Source organism: Streptomyces ovatisporus (genome assembly GCF_042653885.1).
Classification (GTDB): Bacteria; Actinomycetota; Actinomycetes; order Streptomycetales; family Streptomycetaceae; genus Streptomyces; species Streptomyces ovatisporus.
The window spans coordinates 1-17,022 of the sequence record NZ_JBHSFH010000018.1; the positions used below are offsets into that span (position 1 = coordinate 1).

At 70.2% G+C, this 17,022-nt stretch carries 16 protein-coding genes; 4 read left to right on the forward strand and 12 right to left on the reverse strand.

Going from position 1 to position 17,022, the window contains the following annotated elements; translation table 11 throughout:
- The 11 genes from ACFPA8_RS26745 to ACFPA8_RS26795 all read right to left on the reverse strand — a co-directional run.
- On the reverse strand, positions 1–1,550 hold a 1,550-nt coding region (locus ACFPA8_RS26745), incomplete at its 3' end, for a condensation domain-containing protein (protein ID WP_386452662.1).
- A gap of 98 nt (positions 1,551–1,648) precedes the next feature.
- Positions 1,649–1,867 carry an MbtH family protein gene (locus tag ACFPA8_RS26750; protein WP_184777826.1) on the reverse strand — a complete coding sequence of 73 codons (219 nt, stop codon included), beginning with the start codon at positions 1,865–1,867 and terminating at the stop codon, positions 1,649–1,651.
- A gap of 200 nt (positions 1,868–2,067) precedes the next feature.
- Positions 2,068–4,473 carry an MMPL family transporter gene (locus tag ACFPA8_RS26755; protein WP_386452664.1) on the reverse strand — a complete coding sequence of 802 codons (2,406 nt, stop codon included), beginning with the start codon at positions 4,471–4,473 and terminating at the stop codon, positions 2,068–2,070.
- Between the two features lie 156 nt (positions 4,474–4,629).
- A complete protein-coding gene (locus ACFPA8_RS26760) occupies positions 4,630–4,899 on the reverse strand; it encodes a hypothetical protein (protein ID WP_386452666.1) in 270 nt (89 codons plus the stop codon).
- On the reverse strand, positions 4,896–5,219 hold the full coding sequence (locus tag ACFPA8_RS26765) for an ArsR/SmtB family transcription factor (RefSeq protein WP_386452880.1): 324 nt from the start codon (positions 5,217–5,219) through the stop codon (positions 4,896–4,898). The genes ACFPA8_RS26760 and ACFPA8_RS26765 overlap by 4 nt, the downstream gene beginning before the upstream one ends.
- The gene (locus ACFPA8_RS26770; RefSeq protein WP_386452882.1) at positions 5,122–5,946 is read right to left on the reverse strand and encodes a DedA family protein; all 825 of its coding nucleotides are present in this window, start codon (positions 5,944–5,946) and stop codon (positions 5,122–5,124) included. The genes ACFPA8_RS26765 and ACFPA8_RS26770 overlap by 98 nt, the downstream gene beginning before the upstream one ends.
- A 73-nt stretch (positions 5,947–6,019) precedes the next feature.
- On the reverse strand, positions 6,020–6,862 hold the full coding sequence (locus ACFPA8_RS26775; RefSeq protein ID WP_386452668.1) for a thioesterase II family protein: 843 nt from the start codon (positions 6,860–6,862) through the stop codon (positions 6,020–6,022).
- The gene (locus ACFPA8_RS26780; protein ID WP_386452669.1) at positions 6,859–7,635 is read right to left on the reverse strand and encodes a 4'-phosphopantetheinyl transferase family protein; all 777 of its coding nucleotides are present in this window, start codon (positions 7,633–7,635) and stop codon (positions 6,859–6,861) included. Before ACFPA8_RS26780 ends, ACFPA8_RS26775 begins: the two co-directional genes overlap by 4 nt.
- 163 nt (positions 7,636–7,798) lie before the next feature.
- Positions 7,799–8,743 (reverse strand): transporter substrate-binding domain-containing protein, encoded by a 945-nt coding sequence (locus ACFPA8_RS26785; protein ID WP_386452671.1) that lies wholly within the window; start codon positions 8,741–8,743, stop codon positions 7,799–7,801.
- 17 nt (positions 8,744–8,760) lie between these two features.
- Positions 8,761–9,462 carry a hypothetical protein gene (locus ACFPA8_RS26790; RefSeq protein WP_386452673.1) on the reverse strand — a complete coding sequence of 234 codons (702 nt, stop codon included), beginning with the start codon at positions 9,460–9,462 and terminating at the stop codon, positions 8,761–8,763.
- Positions 9,463–9,664: 202 nt separating this feature from the next.
- Positions 9,665–10,219, reverse strand: coding sequence for a hypothetical protein (locus tag ACFPA8_RS26795; protein WP_386452675.1), 555 nt, complete (start codon positions 10,217–10,219; stop codon positions 9,665–9,667).
- Positions 10,220–10,560: 341 nt separating this feature from the next.
- On the opposite strand from ACFPA8_RS26795, the gene ACFPA8_RS26800 reads away from it, so the two are divergent.
- From ACFPA8_RS26800 to ACFPA8_RS26810, 3 genes are all read left to right on the forward strand, one after another.
- Positions 10,561–10,914: a hypothetical protein gene (locus tag ACFPA8_RS26800; protein WP_386452676.1), complete on the forward strand. Its 354-nt coding sequence runs from the start codon at positions 10,561–10,563 to the stop codon at positions 10,912–10,914.
- A 388-nt stretch (positions 10,915–11,302) separates the two neighbouring features.
- Entirely contained in the window at positions 11,303–11,743 is a 441-nt protein-coding gene (locus tag ACFPA8_RS26805; protein WP_386452678.1) for a subtilase-type protease inhibitor, read from the forward strand.
- Positions 11,744–11,947: 204 nt separating this feature from the next.
- Positions 11,948–14,770 carry a SpoIIE family protein phosphatase gene (locus tag ACFPA8_RS26810; RefSeq protein ID WP_386452680.1) on the forward strand — a complete coding sequence of 941 codons (2,823 nt, stop codon included), beginning with the start codon at positions 11,948–11,950 and terminating at the stop codon, positions 14,768–14,770.
- Between the two features lie 43 nt (positions 14,771–14,813).
- On the opposite strand, the gene txtE is transcribed toward ACFPA8_RS26810, so the two are convergent.
- On the reverse strand, positions 14,814–16,043 hold the full coding sequence (txtE, locus tag ACFPA8_RS26815; RefSeq protein WP_386452682.1) for a 4-nitrotryptophan synthase: 1,230 nt from the start codon (positions 16,041–16,043) through the stop codon (positions 14,814–14,816).
- Between the two features lie 291 nt (positions 16,044–16,334).
- Here txtE and ACFPA8_RS26820 point away from each other — a divergent pair, with 291 nt between their 5' ends.
- Positions 16,335–16,913: a M23 family metallopeptidase gene (locus ACFPA8_RS26820; protein ID WP_386452684.1), complete on the forward strand. Its 579-nt coding sequence runs from the start codon at positions 16,335–16,337 to the stop codon at positions 16,911–16,913.
- Positions 16,914–17,022: the final 109 nt, after the last annotated feature.

Here is a 17,022-nt window from a genome sequence, read left to right on the forward strand (position 1 = left end):
GCACCCGGATCACGCACCACCTGACCCTCGAACAGCTCATGCACCGTCTCCGACACCACCGAAGGCGTGACGGCACCGCTTGTGACCAGGGCGCGTTCTGTTTCGTCGAGGATGTCGATGCGGGAGACGGGAGCAGTCTCGTCCTCGACGGCCCGCTCGAGGAGGCGCAGGAAGTGCCCCGCCATGCGCTCCACCGTGGCCCGCTCGAAGAGCGGCTCGGCGTAGACGAACTGGCCGTGCAGGGAGCCGTCGGGGGCGGAGTTGACCTGAAGCTCCAGGTCGCACTTGGCCACCCGTCCCGTCGCCTCGTACGGCTCGACGTTCAGACCCGCCAGTTCGAAACTCTCGCTGCCGCGCTCGTGAAGGGTGAACGCCACCTGGTAGAGCGGCGTACGGGACATGTCCCGCTCGGGCTGGAGTTCGTCGACCAGCCGGGCGAAGGGGACGGACTGGTGCTCGTACGCCTCGATCAGCGTGTTCCGAGCCTGGTCGACGAGCTCCGCGAAGGCGGTCCCGTCTCGCCAAGTGCCCCGCATCACCAGGTTGTTGATGCCGTACCCGATGAGCCCCTGCAGCTCGGGCCTGGTACGTCCGGAGGCCACGATGCCGACGGGCACATCCGTGCTGCCCGTGTAACGCGCCACCAGTGCCTGGAAGGCGGGCAGCAGCACGGCGAACGGGGTCGCGTTGTGACGGGCGGCCAGGTCGTGGATCTTCCCGGAGAGCCCGTCGGGGAGTGCGAAGGCGACGTCGGCGCCCTGGTGGCTGCGGTAGGCGGGACGCGGCCGGTCGGTCGGCAGGTCGACGGGGGTCACCCCGTCGAGCCGGGTGCGCCAGTACTCCAGGTGCTCGGTGAGGGCTCCGCCGGCCTCCTCCTGGCGCTGCCAGGCGGCGTAGTCCGCGTACTGCAGCGGGAGCGGCGGGAGTGCGGGGAGCCCGCCGGAGGCGAACGCGTCGTAGAGGGCGCCCAGTTCGGACGCCACCACGCGCGTCGACCAGGCGTCGAAGGCGATGTGGTGGAAGACGAGGCTGAGGAGGTGCTCGTCCTGTGCGAGCCTCAGCAGCCGCGCCCGCACCGGCCAGTCCTGCTCCAGGTCGAAGGGTGTGGACAGCGCTCGCGCGATGAGCCCGGCGGCGTAGTCGTCGCGCTCGTCGTGCGGAACGTGTGCCGCTTCTTCCACCGGCAGTGTCACGGGCCGCGGCGGGTCGACGACCTGAGCGGGCTCGCCGCCGTCCAACTCGTAGCGTGTGCGCAGGATTTCGTGGCGCTCGACAAGCGCCGACCAGGCACGTTCCAGAGCGCCGGTGTCGAGCGCCCCCCGGAGGCGGAAGGTCAGCGGCACAAGGTACTCGGCGCTCTCCGGCTCCAGCCGGTTGAGGAACCACATCTGCTGCTGGCCGAAAGACAGCCGCAGCGGACCGGAACGGTCGGCGGGGCCGATGGCAGGGCGGCGACCGCGGGACCCCCGTCCGCCGCCCCCGAGCCGGCGGCGGAGGAGTTCGTCCTGAAGGGCGTCGACGTCCTGCTGCTTCTTCTTCCCGACGCTCATGTGTTCCAGTCCTCCTGCTGCCGCCGCTTGTGGTTGGTCGACTCGGGGCCCCGGATTCCATCCGGGGCCTTCGTGCTGTGCGCCGGGACGGCGAGCTCTTACTTCGCCGCTTCCTTCTCCATGCGGCGGCGCAGGCTCAGCGGCCGCATATCCGTCCACACTTCACCGATGTGGGAAAGGCATTCCGACCGCTTTCCCTCGGTGCCTTCCGCACGCCAACCCGCGGGCAGATCCCGGTCGGCCCACCAAATGGAGTACTGTTCCTCGTCGTTGACCACGACACGGTAGATCTGGCCGTCGTCCTGTTCGTCCGCCATGAGAATCCAAATCCCTCGTCGAGAAGAAACTTCGCTGGAATTCGCCAGTCTGCGGGTGCAGTTTTCTTCCCGACCCGATACTCCGTCTATACCGGAGCTATCCGGCGAGAAGCCCCCCGGCCGGGCCCGGATGAAACCGGGTTCCCTGGCCGGGGGGGCTCACGACGCGGTGCGCGGCGGGAGTCTCGCGCCGCGGACGGTCACCGCTGGTGCACGGTCTCCTTCGTGCGGGAGACCCCGGATGCGGGGGCAGGGGAGTCCGGCGCCCCGCCTGATGCCGCGTCGGCGGGCGCGGCAGGCGCGGACCGCCGCTCCTCGCCCTTGCCGGGCAGCCGGTTCAGCCGGCCCGGCAACTCCCAGGCCCGCTTGCCCAGCAGCGCGACAGCCGCGGGCAGCAGCACGCCGCGGACGATGGTGGCGTCGATGAGGATGGCCACCGCCATGCCGACCCCCATCATCTTGTTCTCGATGGCGGACAGCGTGATGAAGACGGTGAACACCGCCGTCATGATGAAGGCCGCGCTGCTGACGACTCCCGCGCTGGCGGAGATCCCGGAGACGACCGCTTCCCGCGGCTCCGCACCCGCCAGCCAGCGCTCCCTGATCCGGCTGAGGATGAAGATGTGGTAGTCCATGCTCAGCCCGAAGAGCACCACGAACATGAACAGCGGCAGCCAGCTCGCCACACCTCCGTACGGGGTGAAGCCGAGCAGGGAGCTGAGGTTGCCCCCCTGGAAGACCCAGGTCAGCACTCCGTAGGCCGCGCCCATCGACAGCAGATTGAGCACGATGGAGACCACAGGGACGGCCAGAGAGCGAAAGACGACGAGCAGCAGCCCGAAGGCCAGCACCAGTACGAACCCGATGACGATCAGCGTCCGGTCGGTCACCTGGTCGGCGAAGTCGTAGGCGAACGCCGTCCTTCCGCCGACCGCGAAGTCGACCCCCTCGACCTCGCCCAGCGTCTTCGGCAGTACGTCCTCGCGCAGCTTCTCCAGCGCCTTGCCGGACGTCTCGTCGGTGCCCGAGCCCGCCAGCGGCACCCTGACCATCAGTACGTCGTCGATCTGGACGGTCGAGACCGGCCCCGCCAGCAGGCTTTCCTCACCGGCGACTTCACCGCGCAGTTCGTCGACGGCCGCTCGCACCTCGGCCGTGTCGGACCGTCCCCCGCCGACGCCCCACACCGCGACCCGGGCAGGAGCGGGCGCACCGGGGAACGCCTCCTGCATCCGGATCGCCGCATCCACCGTAGGTGCGCTACGGGGCAGGCTGTTGACGACGGCGGCGTCCTGCAGGCGCATGTCTGCCATCGGCAGCGCCAGTACGACCAGCGCGAGCACCGCGCCACCGCCCCACAGCAACGGCCGCTTCACGACCGCCGTCGCCAGCTTCAGCCAGCCACGGGACTCCAGCACCTGCGTGCGGCGCTTCCCGAGCCACGGCAGACGGCCCTTGTCGACACGGTGCCCCAGGGTGGCCAGCAGCGCCGGCAGCACCGTGACCGAAGCGACCATCGCGAGGCCCACCACGAGGGCCGTGCCGAGTGTCAGGCCCCGGAAGACGTCGATCCCTGTGAAGAGGAGACCGCCGACGCAGAGGATGACGGTCACACCCGAGACGGCCACCACGTGACCGGAGGTGCGCGAGGCGATCCGCAGGGACGCGTCCACGCTGCGGCCCGCCGCCCGCTCCTCGCGCTCGCGCCGGAGATAGAACAGCGAGTAGTCGACGCTGACGGCGACCCCGATCAGCAGGATCATGGACGAGACGGCGCTGTTGACCGCGACCCACTGGCCGAGCACCCCGATGAGCCCGAATGTGGCCGCGACCGTCGTCGCGGCGAGCAGCAACGGGATCGACGCCGCGACGAGCGCACCGAAGACGACCAGCAGGATCAGCAGCGTGATCGGCAGCGAGGTCCTCTCCGCACCCGCGAAGTCCTTCTTCACGGCGTCGTCCACGGCGTGGGAGAGGCTGACGTCGCCGGCCTGTGCGACGCGCACGCCGGGGTTCCTGTCGGCCACCGCCTCGACGGCCTTCTCCGCGGTGTCGAAGTGCGCGTCCATCTTCTCGTTCGGGCCCGCGACGAAGAAGCTGACGAGACCCGAACGTCCGTCGTCCGAGATCTGCTTCTCGCCCCGGGGGTTCAAGGGCGTGCGAAGTCCCGTGACCACGCCCGGAGTTCTCTGCAGTTCGGCCGCGAGGTCCCTGGTCGCCTTCACCAGCGCCGGGTCGTCCTCGAAATTCCTGCCGCTGTCGGTGCGGGGCTGGACGAGCACGTTCTCCAGCACCGGTTCGTAGTGCTTCTGGGCGTTGACGGCTTTCTTCACGTCGCCGGACTCCCCCGGGTCGACGGTGTCCGCACCGGGGCCGGAGACCAGCGAGGCGGCCAGTACGGCCACGACGACGAGCGCCAGCCAGCCGCCGATCGCCGATAAGCGATGCCGGATCGACCAGGCCGCGATGCGCTCGACGACCGCGCCGCGCGCCATGCGCTCCGGGAGGTCCTCCGCGGTTTCGCGGCTTTCACCCGTCTTCGGTGACTGTGCGTCAGCGTCCGTGCCGGTGGCCGGCTGCCGCGGCGTCCTGCTTTTGTGCAGCATGAACTAAGGTCCTTCCTGAGGGAGTCGACCGCTTCGAAACTCGCCGGAAGGCGAGGTGTTGCTCCTTCTCACGGGCCGTCGAGTTGCCGCTCGACGGCCCGGTCACCGGGTGTACAGCCCGGCGGCGTGGCCTTGCGATGGCGCGTGGGGGCCGCGCTACTCGATCTCCTTGAGGATCCGCTCGACCGAGTGCATACGGGTTTCCACCTCTGCCAGACGGCCGTTGATCCCGGCGAGGCTCTCCCGGATGACCGCCTGGTCGTTCACCGCCTTTTCGGCGAGCGTCCGGTATTCGTAGTCGCGCGCCAGGATGGCCCTGGCCCGCCAGGTGGCGGCCATGTTCCATACGACGATCGTGACCACCACCACGGCCATTCCGAAGATGCCGACGACGCCGACTATTTCCTGCCATCCGCGGTTGGTCATGACGGATTTCCTTTCTCGCCGTCCGGCCGGACGGCGACGTGTGGGCTGAGTGTCGGCACCGCAGCCGCTATGGATTCCGGTGACAGGTGGATCGCGAAGGGAGTGACTTCGTAGAACTTCATCGCCTTTCCGTCACGCGAGACCTCCAGTTGGGCGGTCACCAGGCCGGCCGACTCCAGCTTTCTGAGATGGGCCTGCAACAGGGGGCGGCTGATGCCCAGTTCACGGGCCAGCTGGCTCACGTAGTTGCGCTTGGAGGACAGCGCGGCCACCACCCGCAGCCGGTGCGGGTTGGCCAGCGTGGCCAGCACGTCGACCAGGTCGTTCCCGTCGCGGGGGACTGTCACTTCGCATCACCGCTCGGTTCCCGGGAGTCCGGCGGGTGCCCGGATGCGGTGCCGGCTCCGCCGGTCCGGCGCATTGCCCACCAACCCCTTCCAGTGCACGGCCGTCGACCTGCCGACCGCATTTCCGCTGCAGCATCAGGACCGTCCCCGCGACGAGCAGCGACACCGCCGGGCCGATGACGAAGGGCGCAGCTCCGTCCGTTGCCAGGCGGCCCCCGACGTAGCCGAGCCCGACGGTGTACGAGACGAATATCGCCTCGGCGACGGCCGCCCCGAGGAGGAAGCTGCGGACCGGAAAACCGACCACGCCCGCCGTGAGCCCGCCCACGCCACGGCCGGTGGGCACGAACCGGACGGCGATGACCGACGGCACGCCGTACCGGTCCAGCAGGCCGGAGAGCCGCTCCATCGTCGACAGGCGCCGCGGGTCGCGGGAGAGCCAGGTCATCGAGGGGCCGCGTGCTCTGCGCCCCAGCGAGAAGACCGCGAGATCCCCGAGGGTCGCGCCCACCAGGGGCAGGCATAACAGGAGCGGCACGCTGAGGCCGCCGCCCGAGGCGGCCAGAGCACCGGCCCCGGCCAGCAGCGCGGAGTTCGGCACCATCGGCGGCACGGTGACGAGCACGAGCACCGCGTAGATCCAGTACCCGCCGTCCATGCCGACCAGCTCCTCCGTGTCAACCCGCGTCATCACCTGCATACCCAAGCTGGCAGGTGCCACGTCGAAGAGCAACAGGCCACCGGGGAAGCCAGGGGAACCTGCGAGCTGTCCCCTAGGGGGCCTGCCGGGAGACCCCGACGCCCCCTGGGGGAAGGACCCCGGAGACCCCGGACGGGTCGCTGCCCGGACGCCCTGACCACCGGTGCGACGAGGGCACTTGGAGCAGGGCGCCGGCCACGGCGGACAGCAGCTGCGGAAGCGAGTCCTCGAAGTAGAAGTGACCCCCTTCGAGTACGTGCACCTCGGCTCCGCCGATCGCGTACTCCTTCCACAGCGCGATGTCGGCGGGCGTGACCGTACGGTCCTGGGCGCCGCCGAACGCGATCAGAGGGCACGTGAGGGGGGCGCCGGGGGTGTAGCGGTAGCTCTCGGTGAGGCGCAGATCGGCTTCTATCACCGGAGCGGCGACCTCCCACAGCTCTTCGTCCTGCTGAAGAGCGAGGGCGGCGGAACCCCCGAGGTCCACGATGTACTCCCTCAACTGCTCCTTCCCGAAGTCCAGGCCCTTGGGGGTGCGTTCGGCCGGCGCCTTGCAGGCGGAGGCGAACAGGGCGGCCAGCGGGGAGGGGAAGCGGGGCTGGAGCCGGCGGGCGGCTTCGAACGCCACCAGGGCTCCCATGCTGTGCCCGAAGAAGGCGGTGGGCCGCCGGAAGGGTGTCGTGATGCTCCCGGCGACCGTCTCCGCGAGCTCCGGGATCGAGGCGGGCATCTTGTCGCCGAAGCGGTCCTGCCGCCCCGGGTACTGAACCGCGATCAGCTCGACGGTCTCCGGCAGCAGCTCCGCCCAGCCGTGGAAGGCGCTGGAGGCACCCCCGGCGTGCGGGAAGCACACCACCGCGGCCTCCGCCCGGGGCCTGGGCAGAAAACGGCGGAACAACCTGCGGTCGGTGGTCATACGGCGACGGCTCCGTTCTCGGTTCTGGTCACGGGACGCAGCACCACGGGCCCGCATCGGCCCTCCTCCCGGGCGAGTGCCGCGAACAGGCCGTCGCCCAGTGCCAGTTCGTCCACGAGCCAGGTCCGGGGGCGGTCGCCCCGTACGGCTTCGGCGTTCTCGACCCGTACGGTCCCCCTCTGCGCCGGACGCACTTCGAGGGCCCGCATGCCGGCGACGATTCCGGTTCCGGCGGCCTTCAGGACGGCCTCCTTCCTCGTCCACGCACGGAGGAAGAACTCCCGCCGCCCGGCCGCGTGTTCGACAGCTCTCAGCCGGGCGAGCTCACCGTCCGACAGCGCGACCTCGGCGGCACCGTCCACGGCCCGGCCCGCACCGCACTCGATGTCGATGCCGACCCGCTCCCCCGCCGTGACGGCCAGTGCCCAGTGCGGACCTGTGCGGGACAGGCTGAACTCCAGTCCGGTGACGGGGGACGAGATCCGCGGTCTCCCGTGCGAGGGATCGCCGCACCGCGGGCAGACGTGCCGGCCGAACGTGATCGCGGAGGGCGGTCCGCCCAGGTAGTGGTCGGCGAGCACGCGGCGCACGGCCGCGTGAGCACTCCCGTAGTGGGCGTCCAGGGGAGGCCGTCTGCTGCGCACCAAGCGGAGTTCGCCGTCGTCCAGATGCGTCAGATCGACCTTGCCGAGCTCGTCCGCTCCACGTCCGTACCAGACGTGGACGGCGCGCGTCGCGGCGAAGCGACCGCCCTCCGGCCTCTGCTCGGGCATCGGAATTCCTCCGTGGACGGGGGCGGGCTGATGGGCGCTGCCGACGGCGTCCAGAGCCTCGTCCCCGCGGCTATACCCGGGCTATACGGTGCCCCTCACCTCGCGGGCCCCTCACCTCGCGCTCATCTCGCGGCCGCTCGTCGCGGCCCCTCGTCGCGGCCCCTCACTTCGCGCCGCAGGACGTCGCCCTGTAGTCCTCGAATTCGGAGTCGGACGGCTTGTACTGCTGCTCGAAGTCCCCCTCGGCCAGGTCCGGGAAGTGCTGCTGGAAGGTCATCCGCCAGCGGGTGTCGAGGAACTTCTTCAGCGCGGCGTTCAGTCTGCGGCAGTCCGCGCCGTGCCCTTCGCGTATGCCGATCCCGTAGTACTGCTGCTTGTCGATCTCGATGTCCTCGACGACCTTCACGTCGCTCTCGTACGGCTTCTGGTGCGCGAAGCCCTCCAGGACGAGCTTGTCCGTCCACACCGCGTCGAAGTTGCCCTTGGCCAGCTCCTTGACGCACGTCTTGTAATCCTTGCGGAACCCCGGTCTGACGTGCGTGCCCAGTGCCTCGCTGATGGACTTCTGGGCCTTCTCCCCCTCCACGCTGCCGGGGTCGGACGTCGAACCGGACGCGCTGCACACGCGCTTGCCGTCGAGGTCCTGCAGCTTCTCGATCTCCGAATCGTCCTTCTGGACGAGAACGCCCTGATAGGTCTTCATGTACGGGGCCGTGAAGTCGATCTTCTCGTCGCGCGCGTCGGTGATGGTGTACGTGGCGATGACCAGGTCGGCACCCTGGTCGAGGAGAATGTCCTCGCGCCGCAGGGACGGAATGTCGTGGGTGTACTTCTTGAACCCGACGCCGTCCGCAAGGGCGTTGAGCAGATCCGTCTCGAAGCCCGCGTACTCGTACTCCTCGCCGCTGCGGGTGTTGAACCCCGGCTGCCCCTTCTTCACCGCGACCGTCACCGACGGCTTCTCGAAGATCGAGGAAGCGGACTGGGAGGGAGACGCCGAGCCCCCGGAAGGGCCGTCGGACCCGCCCCTGTCACAGGCGGCGGAGACCGGGGCCAGCGCCGCGATGCATAAGACCGCGGCGGGCAGACGTCGGGCGGCAGCGGACATTCGGATTCTCCTTCTGGTCACTTGTAGCGGGTCTGTTTGCCGACGAGCGTCACCTGGCAGCCGTCGTCGGCGCGGAGAGTGACTCCTACGGATACGCCCGGCCCCGCGGCGTCCAGCGGGAGGGTCGTCGTCAGTTCTCCGGCCAGCTGGACGGTGACGGGCGCCGCGAGGTCCTCGCCTGCGAACTCCAGGCGGCTGCCGGGAAGACAGGAGGTCGCGCCCGCCGCCTCGTCCCGGGCAGCCAGCGTGACGCTCAGCTCGTCGTGACCGCGTGGCTCCGCGTCCACCGTCAACTGTGCCGTCCCGCCGGGGTGCAGACCTTCGCCGCCCTTCAACTCCGTGCTGTCCGTGACGTCCACGGGGAGAGCGCCCACGGCGAACCACGCGACGGCGGCCAGCAGCACGGCCGTCGCGAACGCCCTGAGAAACGTCTCCCTGTGCTGCGTGGTGTCGTGCCGCTCGTCCCGCTTGGCGACGACCTCGACTGTCGGCACGAGCAGGAAGACGGCGCCCAGGGCGGTCACGGCGGTGGCGAAGTCGCGCTCGACGCGCTGGGCCCACACGGCCACGCAGAAGGCAGTTGCCAGCAGCGTCACGTGGACGGCGAAGAGGGTGCGCAGATAGCGCTTGGCCCCGTCGGGATCCTGCCGGGGCCCTTCCCCCGGATTCTGCGGCTGCTCCTCGCCGCCGCCCGAGGGCGACGTGGCTCGCGCGTCCATACGACACCCCCCGGCGCGAAATGTGCGTGACAGACAAGGATGCCATGCGTGAAGCGCATGGAACGGCCAAGTGCCATGCAGTTGGGCGTAGTTGAGCCAACCGGTCGGCGTGGGGCCACACGTCCGGGAGGCGGACGGACACAGGCGGAGCGGGCCGGACCCGCGGTGACGCGCGTCCGGCCCGCTCCCTGCGGAGAGCCCGTCAGCACATGGTCGGCCGCATGACCTCGTATGCGCTTGCCCAGTTCGCACAGCCCGGGTCGGAGTGCCCGTACCAGTTGTGGCCGAACTCGTGGGCGGCGAGCAGACCGAAGTCGCTCACGATCGTGGACAGCATGATCCGCTGTCCCTGCCCCCAGTTGCATCCGACGACGTTGCCGGCGCCGCCGCAGCCCTCGATGTAGCCGCCGGTGCACTCCACCGGCGTTCCGCTGCCGGACGTCTCGGTGCCGCTGCCCCAGAAGTTGGCGCCCTGGCGTATCGCGCCCTCGTAACCGGCGCACGACGCGGTGATGTGGTAGCTCCAGGCCGGGACCCGGGCGTCGCGCTCCTTGGCATCGGGCGCGGGAGCGTCCGTGAGGTCACCGGTCTTGAAGCCCTCCGACGGCGTGGGGTCGCCCGGGACCTGAAGGGCCTGGGCGGCGGCCGGACGGGCCACGTCGCCGGCCTCGGCGGCACTGGCCGACACCGGGAACGCGAAGACCAGGGCGAAGACCACAGCCGCGCCACCGGCCAGTCTTCGGAAGATCGTGGTCATGACAAGTATCTCCTCTGTGGGGGGCGACGTGTGCCCTCGCCGGGCCGACCCGTCGTGGAGCACCGCCGCGATACCTCGGGCTCGAACCGCAAGCCCTTACGACCGAACGCGAGGACGGTACTCGCGGATTCGTGGCACGTCCATACGGGTCCGCCGATTTACGGATACTCAAGGAACCCCCGTCAGGGCGGACATGACCCATTGACCTGCCGACAGGCGTACACCGCGCACGACACCTTGCACGGCCCGGCAGCGGGAACGGCTCAACTGCGCCGCGGAACCGCCTGGTTGACGGCCATGGAAGGCTGCCGCACAGAACCACTTCACACACGGAGGCACTCATGGGACCAGGTTGCTGCGGACCGTCGTGCGAGGCACTTCGCGGCCTGATCCACTGGGAGATCCCGCTGGAAGAGGCGATCCGGGCGGCAGGACAGTGCGACGAACAGCCGGGCCCTCCCGTGGTCTTCGACGCCTCCACGGCCAGAAGTGTTCTGGAGCGGTGCATCGCCGGGGATCTGCCCGTCTGCGACCTGCCCCGCTGGGCCGGCGCCGTGCACACGCTGGAGCGCGTCGAACTCGCCGACCGGGAAAGGGACTTGCTGGCCCAGTTCCTGTTCGAGATCGACACACCCGAGCTGTTCGACCCGGTCACGGCGTCACTGTGCCGGAAGTGGAAGGCCCGCCTGGCCTGAGCGGGCCACGGGAGAGAGCGACCGCCCGCGGCAGGCGGGCCGGGGCCGGGGCCGGGGCCGGGGCCGGGCTGGACCCCCCGTCAACTCGGCGCGGGGAACCACCCGGAAGCAGTGCTTTCCAGCCGAGATGTGACGGCCGGGAAATTCGCCGGGCGACGTCCCCGCAGGTCACGACGTTGTTTTCAGTTGTACAACCCGCATTTCATCCACATGCTGGACATGTCCCAGATGCCCGGACACCACTCCTGAGCTGCCCCGACAGGCAATCGGCCACGCACCGCCACGGGTTCGACGACCGGAAGTGATCGTTCGGTGTGCGTCTGCGCACAACTTGCGCAAGAGTCCAGGCCGTCCGATATTCGTGAACTCGATCCAAGGAGTGTTCGAAATGCGGTTCACCGTCAAGGCTCTCGGAGCATCCGCCGCGCTGGCCCTCGGCTGCGTGGCAGGCGTCGGAAGCGGTGTCGCACACGCCGACTCCGTCGGGACGAAGAGCCTTTACTCCCCCTCAGCGCTGGTTCTGACCGTCGGCAAGGGCAGCGACGTGGCAACTGCGGCAGTCCAGCGGGCCGTTGTGCTCAGCTGCGCGCCGACGCCCGGCGGCACCCACCCGGCGAGCGCGCGCGCCTGCGACGAAGTACGGGCGGTGAACGGGGAGTTGCAGCAGCTCGTGGAAACCGGCTCGGCCGCGCCGGTGTGCACGCGGATCTGGGACCCGGTCGTCGTCACCGCGGACGGCGTGTGGGAGGGCGAGCGGGTCTCCTGGAAGCACACGTTCTCCAACCCCTGCATGCGGAACGAGGCCGGCCGGAGCCTCTTCGCCTTCTGACGAACGCCCGACGGCAGGCCCTGAAGGTCAGGCCCCGAGACGGGGAACCCGGCCGAACTTTTGCCCGGCGACACCCGGAAGGGGTGCCCCGGGACGCCGGAAACACAGACGTCACCCCCCGCAGGACTGGCCCGGCACAGTTTCGCGAGCCAGCATGAGGGGGGACCACCTTCGGCGGAGAAGAAGGGCAGTGGAGGGATGGGCATGGCCGGGCCGCTGAGACGTCTCCGGTCCCTGTCCCGCGGGGAGCACGCCGACCGCGCCGCCCGTCCTCACCGAGCCGGTCTCCGCCCGGGCCGCGACGCACGTCGCGGCCCGGCACGGAGCTCGCCGGGACGGAGCTCGCAGGGACGGCACCGGTGGTCGCCGCTGAGCGAAGGAAGCGTCGCCAAGCAGGTGTTCGTCCTCCAGTTGGCCGTGATCCTGCTGCTCGTCCTGGCAGCCGTGGGCGCCCTGTTGCTGCAGGCCCGCACGCACGGCACCGAGGCCGCCCGGGAGCGGTCGATCGCCGTCGCCGAAGGATTCGCGGACTCCCCCGGGCTCGTCCGCGCCCTCCGCTCCCCCGACCCGACCGCGGTGCTCCAGCCGCGCGCCGAGGCGGCCCGCAAGGGGTCGGGCGTCGACTTCGTCGTCGTGACGGACACCAAGGGGATCCGCTACACCCACCCGATCAGGAACAGGATCGGCAAGAAGTTCGTGGGCACCATCGCGCCCTCGCTCCGCGGAGAGGTCCACACCGAGACCGTCGAGGGAACCATCGGGCGGATCGTCCAGGTGGTCGTCCCCGTGACCGACGACGACGGCTCGGTCGTGGGACTCGTCTCGGCCGGGATCAAGGTGGAGAAGGTCAGCGGCATCGTGGACCGGCAGCTTCCGCTGCTCCTGGGTGTGGCCGCGGCGGCTCTCCTCCTCGCCACGGGAGGGACGGCGCTGGTGAGCAGGCGGCTGCGCCGTCAGACCCACGGCCTGGGGCCGCTCGAGATGACCCGCATGTACGAGCACCACGACGCGGTCCTCCACGCCGTCCACGAGGGCGTGGTCATCGTCGACGGCGACGGACGGCTGCTGCTCGCCAATGACGAAGCGGCGCGTCTTCTCGGCCTGCCGCCCGACGCGCAGGGCCGTCCGGTCGGCGGTCTCGGACTGGAACCGCGTACGGCCGAACTGCTGGCCTCGGGACGAGTCGCCACCGACGAGGTGCTGCCCGCCGGGGACAGGCTGCTGGCCGTGAACAGCCGCCCGACGGACCGCGGCGGCGGGCCGCCCGGCTGGGTCGCGACGTTCCGGGACTTCACCGAGCTGCGCCTTCTCTCCCGCCGGGTCGACCTGGTCCGCAAGCGCCTTCAGCTGCTGTACGACGCCAGTGGAGGCATCGGCACCACCCTCGACGTGACCCGCACCGCGGAAGAGGTCGCGCAGGTGGCCGTCCCGCACTTCGCCGACTTCGTCACCGTGGACCTGGACGAACTCGTACTGCGCGGCGACGAACCGCACCCGCGCGGCAGCGACGGCGACGGTGGCCTAGGCGGCGGGGGCAGCACACGGATGCGCCGCACCGCCTTCAGCGGAATCCGCGCCGACCCGCCCCTCTTTCCGGTCGACGACGTCATCACATTCGTCCCGTCCTCGCCCCAGGCACGCAGCTTCAGCAGCGGGCGGGCAGTGCTCGAACCCCGGCTGGACGAGTCCCCGGGATGGCAGGCCGTGGCCCCCGTGCGTGCCGCCCGGGTCATCGACTACGGCATCCACTCGCTCATCGCGGCGCCGCTGCGTGCACGGGGCGTCCTGCTGGGCGTGGTCACGTTCTGGCGGTCGGAGAAGCCCGAGCCGTTCGAGGACGACGACCTCTCCCTCGCCGCCGAACTGGCCGCCCGCGCCGCGGTGTCCATCGACAACGCACGCCGCTACACGCGGGAGCACAGCATGGCCGTCGCCCTTCAGCGGAGCCTGCTGCCGCGGGCGCTGCCCGAGCAGACCGCCGTCGAGGTCGCCTCCCGCTACCTGCCGGCGCAGGCGGGGGTCGGCGGCGACTGGTTCGACGTCATCCCGCTGCCGGGCGCCCGCGTCGCGCTGGTCATGGGCGACGTCGTCGGGCACGGACTGCACGCGGCCGCCACCATGGGACGCCTCCGCACCGCGGTGCACAACTTCTCCACCCTCGACCTGCCGCCCGAGGAACTGCTGGCCCACCTCGACGAGTTGGTCGTCCGCATCGACCAGGACGCCGTCGCCGCCGGTGACGAGGACACCGTCACCGGCGCCACGTGTCTGTACGTGATCTACGACCCCGTCTCACGCGACTGCGTCATCGGCAGCGCGGGCCACCCGCCGCCGGCGCTGGTACGCCCCGACGGCACGGTGGTCTTCGCCGACGTCCCGCCCGGCCTCCCCCTCGGCATCGGCGGCCGGCCGTACGAATCGGCGGAGCTGCGACTGCCCGAGGGCAGCAGGCTCGTCCTCTTCACCGACGGCCTCGTCGAGCGCCGCGGCCAGGACATCGACACCGGCCTCCGGCACCTGAGCGAGGCCCTGTCCCACGCGCAGCAGTCGCCCGAGGAGGCCTGCGACGCGATTCTCGACGCCCTGCGTCCCGACCGCCAGAGCGACGACATCGCCCTGCTCGTGGCCCGTACGCGCGTGCTGGAGGCCGGCCGCATCGCCGAGTGGGAGGTGCCGTCCGATCCCGCCGCCGTGGCCGGCGTGCGCGCCGCAGTGACCGGGCAGCTCGACGAGTGGGGACTGGAGGACGTCGCCTTCGTCACGGAGCTGATCCTCAGCGAACTGATCACCAACGCCATCCGCTACGCGACCGGGCCGATCCGCGTCCGTCTGCTGCGCGACCGCACCCTGATCTGCGAGGTCTCCGACACCAGCAGCACCTCTCCCCATCTGCGCTACGCGGCCACGACGGACGAGGGCGGACGGGGCCTGTTCCTCGTCGCCCAGTTCGCCGAGCGCTGGGGCACCCGCTACACGGGGGACGGCAAGGTGATCTGGTGCGAACAGGCGCTGCCGCCCCAGGTGTGAGCAGGCGCCGGTACCCGGTGACCGGACAGGCGCGGACGGACGGTCAGTTGAGGCTGACCGGCAGGGAACGCAGGGAACGGAACTCCAGGTTCGAGTTCCATACGGGTTCGCCCGCCAGCCGGAGCCCGGGGAAGCGTGCGAACAACGCGGCGAAGAACCATTTGAGTTCGAGGCCCGCGATCTGCTTCCCGAGGCAGGAGTGCAGCCCCGCGCCGAAGGAGAGGTGCTTGCCGCTGTTCGCACGGTCGAGTTCGAAGGCGTCGGGCCGCTCGAACATCCTCGGGTCCCGGTTCGCGGCGCCGAGGAACAGGGCGACGCTCTGTCCCTCCTCGATGCGCACTCCGCCGACGTCGATCGCACTCGACGCGACGCGCCACGTGAACTGGTTCGACGCGTTGTAGCGGACCACCTCGTTGGCGGCGTTGCCGGCGCACTCGCGGTCCGACAGGAACCGTTCGATCTGCGAGGGGTTCGAGGCGAACGAGAGCATGCCGCTGCTCGCGGAGCCCGGGGTGGTGGGTGCGAACAACGCGATGAGCAGCAGCACGAGTTGATGGACCGTCTGCTGCGGCGTGCAGTCCGGGCTGTCCTGCGCGCTCTCCGCGAGACGCGCGATCACCGTGTCCGGCGGTACCCGGCCCCGCCCTCCCCGCAGAAGCTCCTCGGCGAAGGCGTGCAGGCCGTCCAGGACCTCCAGCAGCCGGTCGAGCTCGACCGGCTGTTCCTGCGGACCCGACCAGTACGTCATGACCGTGTCCACGCGCGGCATGACGAACTCCAGGGCCTCCTCCGGCACTCCGAAGGCCCGCACGGCGGCCCGCACGGGGAGCTCGGCGGCCAGCGCGGGAACGGCGTCGATCTCCGTCGTCCCGCTCGGGACCGCGGCGACCAGCTCGGACGCCACGCTTTCGATGATCCGGCTGTAATGCTCGTGGGCGGCACGCGTGAATGCCGGGAGCGTGGATTTCTTCAGTACGTCGTGGAGCGGCGGATCCGTGTACATCATGACGTTCTTGGTGAAGCGGTGGTAGATGCTGTCCGGCGGAAGCGACCGCCCCGGATATTTGACCCCCAGGACGCTTTCCATGCGCTCCGCCTTGAGACGGGAATCCGTCAGCGCGGCGGCGCAGTCGGCGTGTCTCAGCAGGGCCCAGGCGCCCAACTCCTCGCACCAGTGCACCGGTTCGCGCTCCGAGAGATCGGCATAAACCGGATACGGGTCGGACACGATACCCGGATCCGACAACGGCGACGGTTCACGCGGTTCAACCATGAAAAACCCCTTCGACTCCCCCCGGCGGAATTACGGATTCCCCGCCGGGGCGGGTGCGGCCGCAATTCCCTTTTCCCTCGCAGGCTATAAGCGGCCACCGGTCACGGCGTGGGCGGACGTGGTTTTCCAGCACACGCCGCGCAAGTTCTGCGGGGCTTCCGCGGCCGGCGCACGCGCGGCGGCCGCGGCCCCCTGGCCCCGTCCCGTGCCGTCCCCCCAGCTCCGGGGTTGTATCCGCTTTGTATGCCCGCCTCCTTCAATCAGCCGGTCACCAGCCGAGAAGGAGAGAACATGCAGAAGCGAACGCGCCGCACGCTGGCCGCTGTCGGCGTGGCAGCCGCCGTGGTGGTCACGGCTCCGCTCGCCGTCGCACAGGCGGGGGAGACCACATCTTCGGAAGAGACGCTGGCGGCACGGCCGGCCTTCAAGATGCCGTTCAAGTGCGGCCAGAGATGGCGCGGCGCCAACTGGGACGGGCACAGCCCGGGGCACTCCATCGACTGGAACCACTACAACTCCGCGGGCACCCCGGACGACCTGGGCCGCAAGGTGCTCGCGAGCGCCGGCGGCAAGGTCCTCGACTCCTACTACTCCACGAGCACCGGCTACGGCAACACGATCGTGATCGGGCACGGGGACGGCTGGCAGACGCGCTACGCCCATCTGAAGACACGGGCCGTCAGCAAGGGCGCCACCGTCAAGGCCGGCCAGCTCATCGGCCAGGTCGGCAAGACCTCCGCGAAGTACGAACTCTCACCGCACCTGCACTACGAGCAGATACACGGCGGGAGCACCGTCGTCTCGGTGATCCAGGGCGTGAGCTACAAGGACTTCACGACGCGCTTCCAGGTCAGCAAGAACGGGTGCTGACGTCCCGCGACATCTGACGGGCCCGCCGCCGCGCCGCGCGGCGGACGGGCAGGCGGGGAGCCGGCGGTGCGGGCACGGCCGGCGAGCCGTGCCCGCACCGCACGTCGCT

Coding starts and splice junctions, on each gene's coding strand:
- ACFPA8_RS26750 (WP_184777826.1), bottom strand. CDS start 1,867: ATGGCGGACGAACAGGACGACGGCCAGATCTACCGTGTCGTGGTCAAC.
- ACFPA8_RS26755 (WP_386452664.1), bottom strand. CDS start 4,473: ATGCTGCACAAAAGCAGGACGCCGCGGCAGCCGGCCACCGGCACGGAC.
- ACFPA8_RS26760 (WP_386452666.1), bottom strand. CDS start 4,899: ATGACCAACCGCGGATGGCAGGAAATAGTCGGCGTCGTCGGCATCTTC.
- ACFPA8_RS26770 (WP_386452882.1), bottom strand. CDS start 5,946: ATGCAGGTGATGACGCGGGTTGACACGGAGGAGCTGGTCGGCATGGAC.
- ACFPA8_RS26775 (WP_386452668.1), bottom strand. CDS start 6,862: ATGACCACCGACCGCAGGTTGTTCCGCCGTTTTCTGCCCAGGCCCCGG.
- ACFPA8_RS26780 (WP_386452669.1), bottom strand. CDS start 7,635: ATGCCCGAGCAGAGGCCGGAGGGCGGTCGCTTCGCCGCGACGCGCGCC.
- ACFPA8_RS26785 (WP_386452671.1), bottom strand. CDS start 8,743: ATGTCCGCTGCCGCCCGACGTCTGCCCGCCGCGGTCTTATGCATCGCG.
- ACFPA8_RS26790 (WP_386452673.1), bottom strand. CDS start 9,462: ATGGACGCGCGAGCCACGTCGCCCTCGGGCGGCGGCGAGGAGCAGCCG.
- ACFPA8_RS26795 (WP_386452675.1), bottom strand. CDS start 10,219: ATGACCACGATCTTCCGAAGACTGGCCGGTGGCGCGGCTGTGGTCTTC.
- ACFPA8_RS26800 (WP_386452676.1), top strand. CDS start 10,561: ATGGGACCAGGTTGCTGCGGACCGTCGTGCGAGGCACTTCGCGGCCTG.
- ACFPA8_RS26805 (WP_386452678.1), top strand. CDS start 11,303: ATGCGGTTCACCGTCAAGGCTCTCGGAGCATCCGCCGCGCTGGCCCTC.
- ACFPA8_RS26810 (WP_386452680.1), top strand. CDS start 11,948: ATGGCCGGGCCGCTGAGACGTCTCCGGTCCCTGTCCCGCGGGGAGCAC.
- txtE (WP_386452682.1), bottom strand. CDS start 16,043: ATGGTTGAACCGCGTGAACCGTCGCCGTTGTCGGATCCGGGTATCGTG.
- ACFPA8_RS26820 (WP_386452684.1), top strand. CDS start 16,335: ATGCAGAAGCGAACGCGCCGCACGCTGGCCGCTGTCGGCGTGGCAGCC.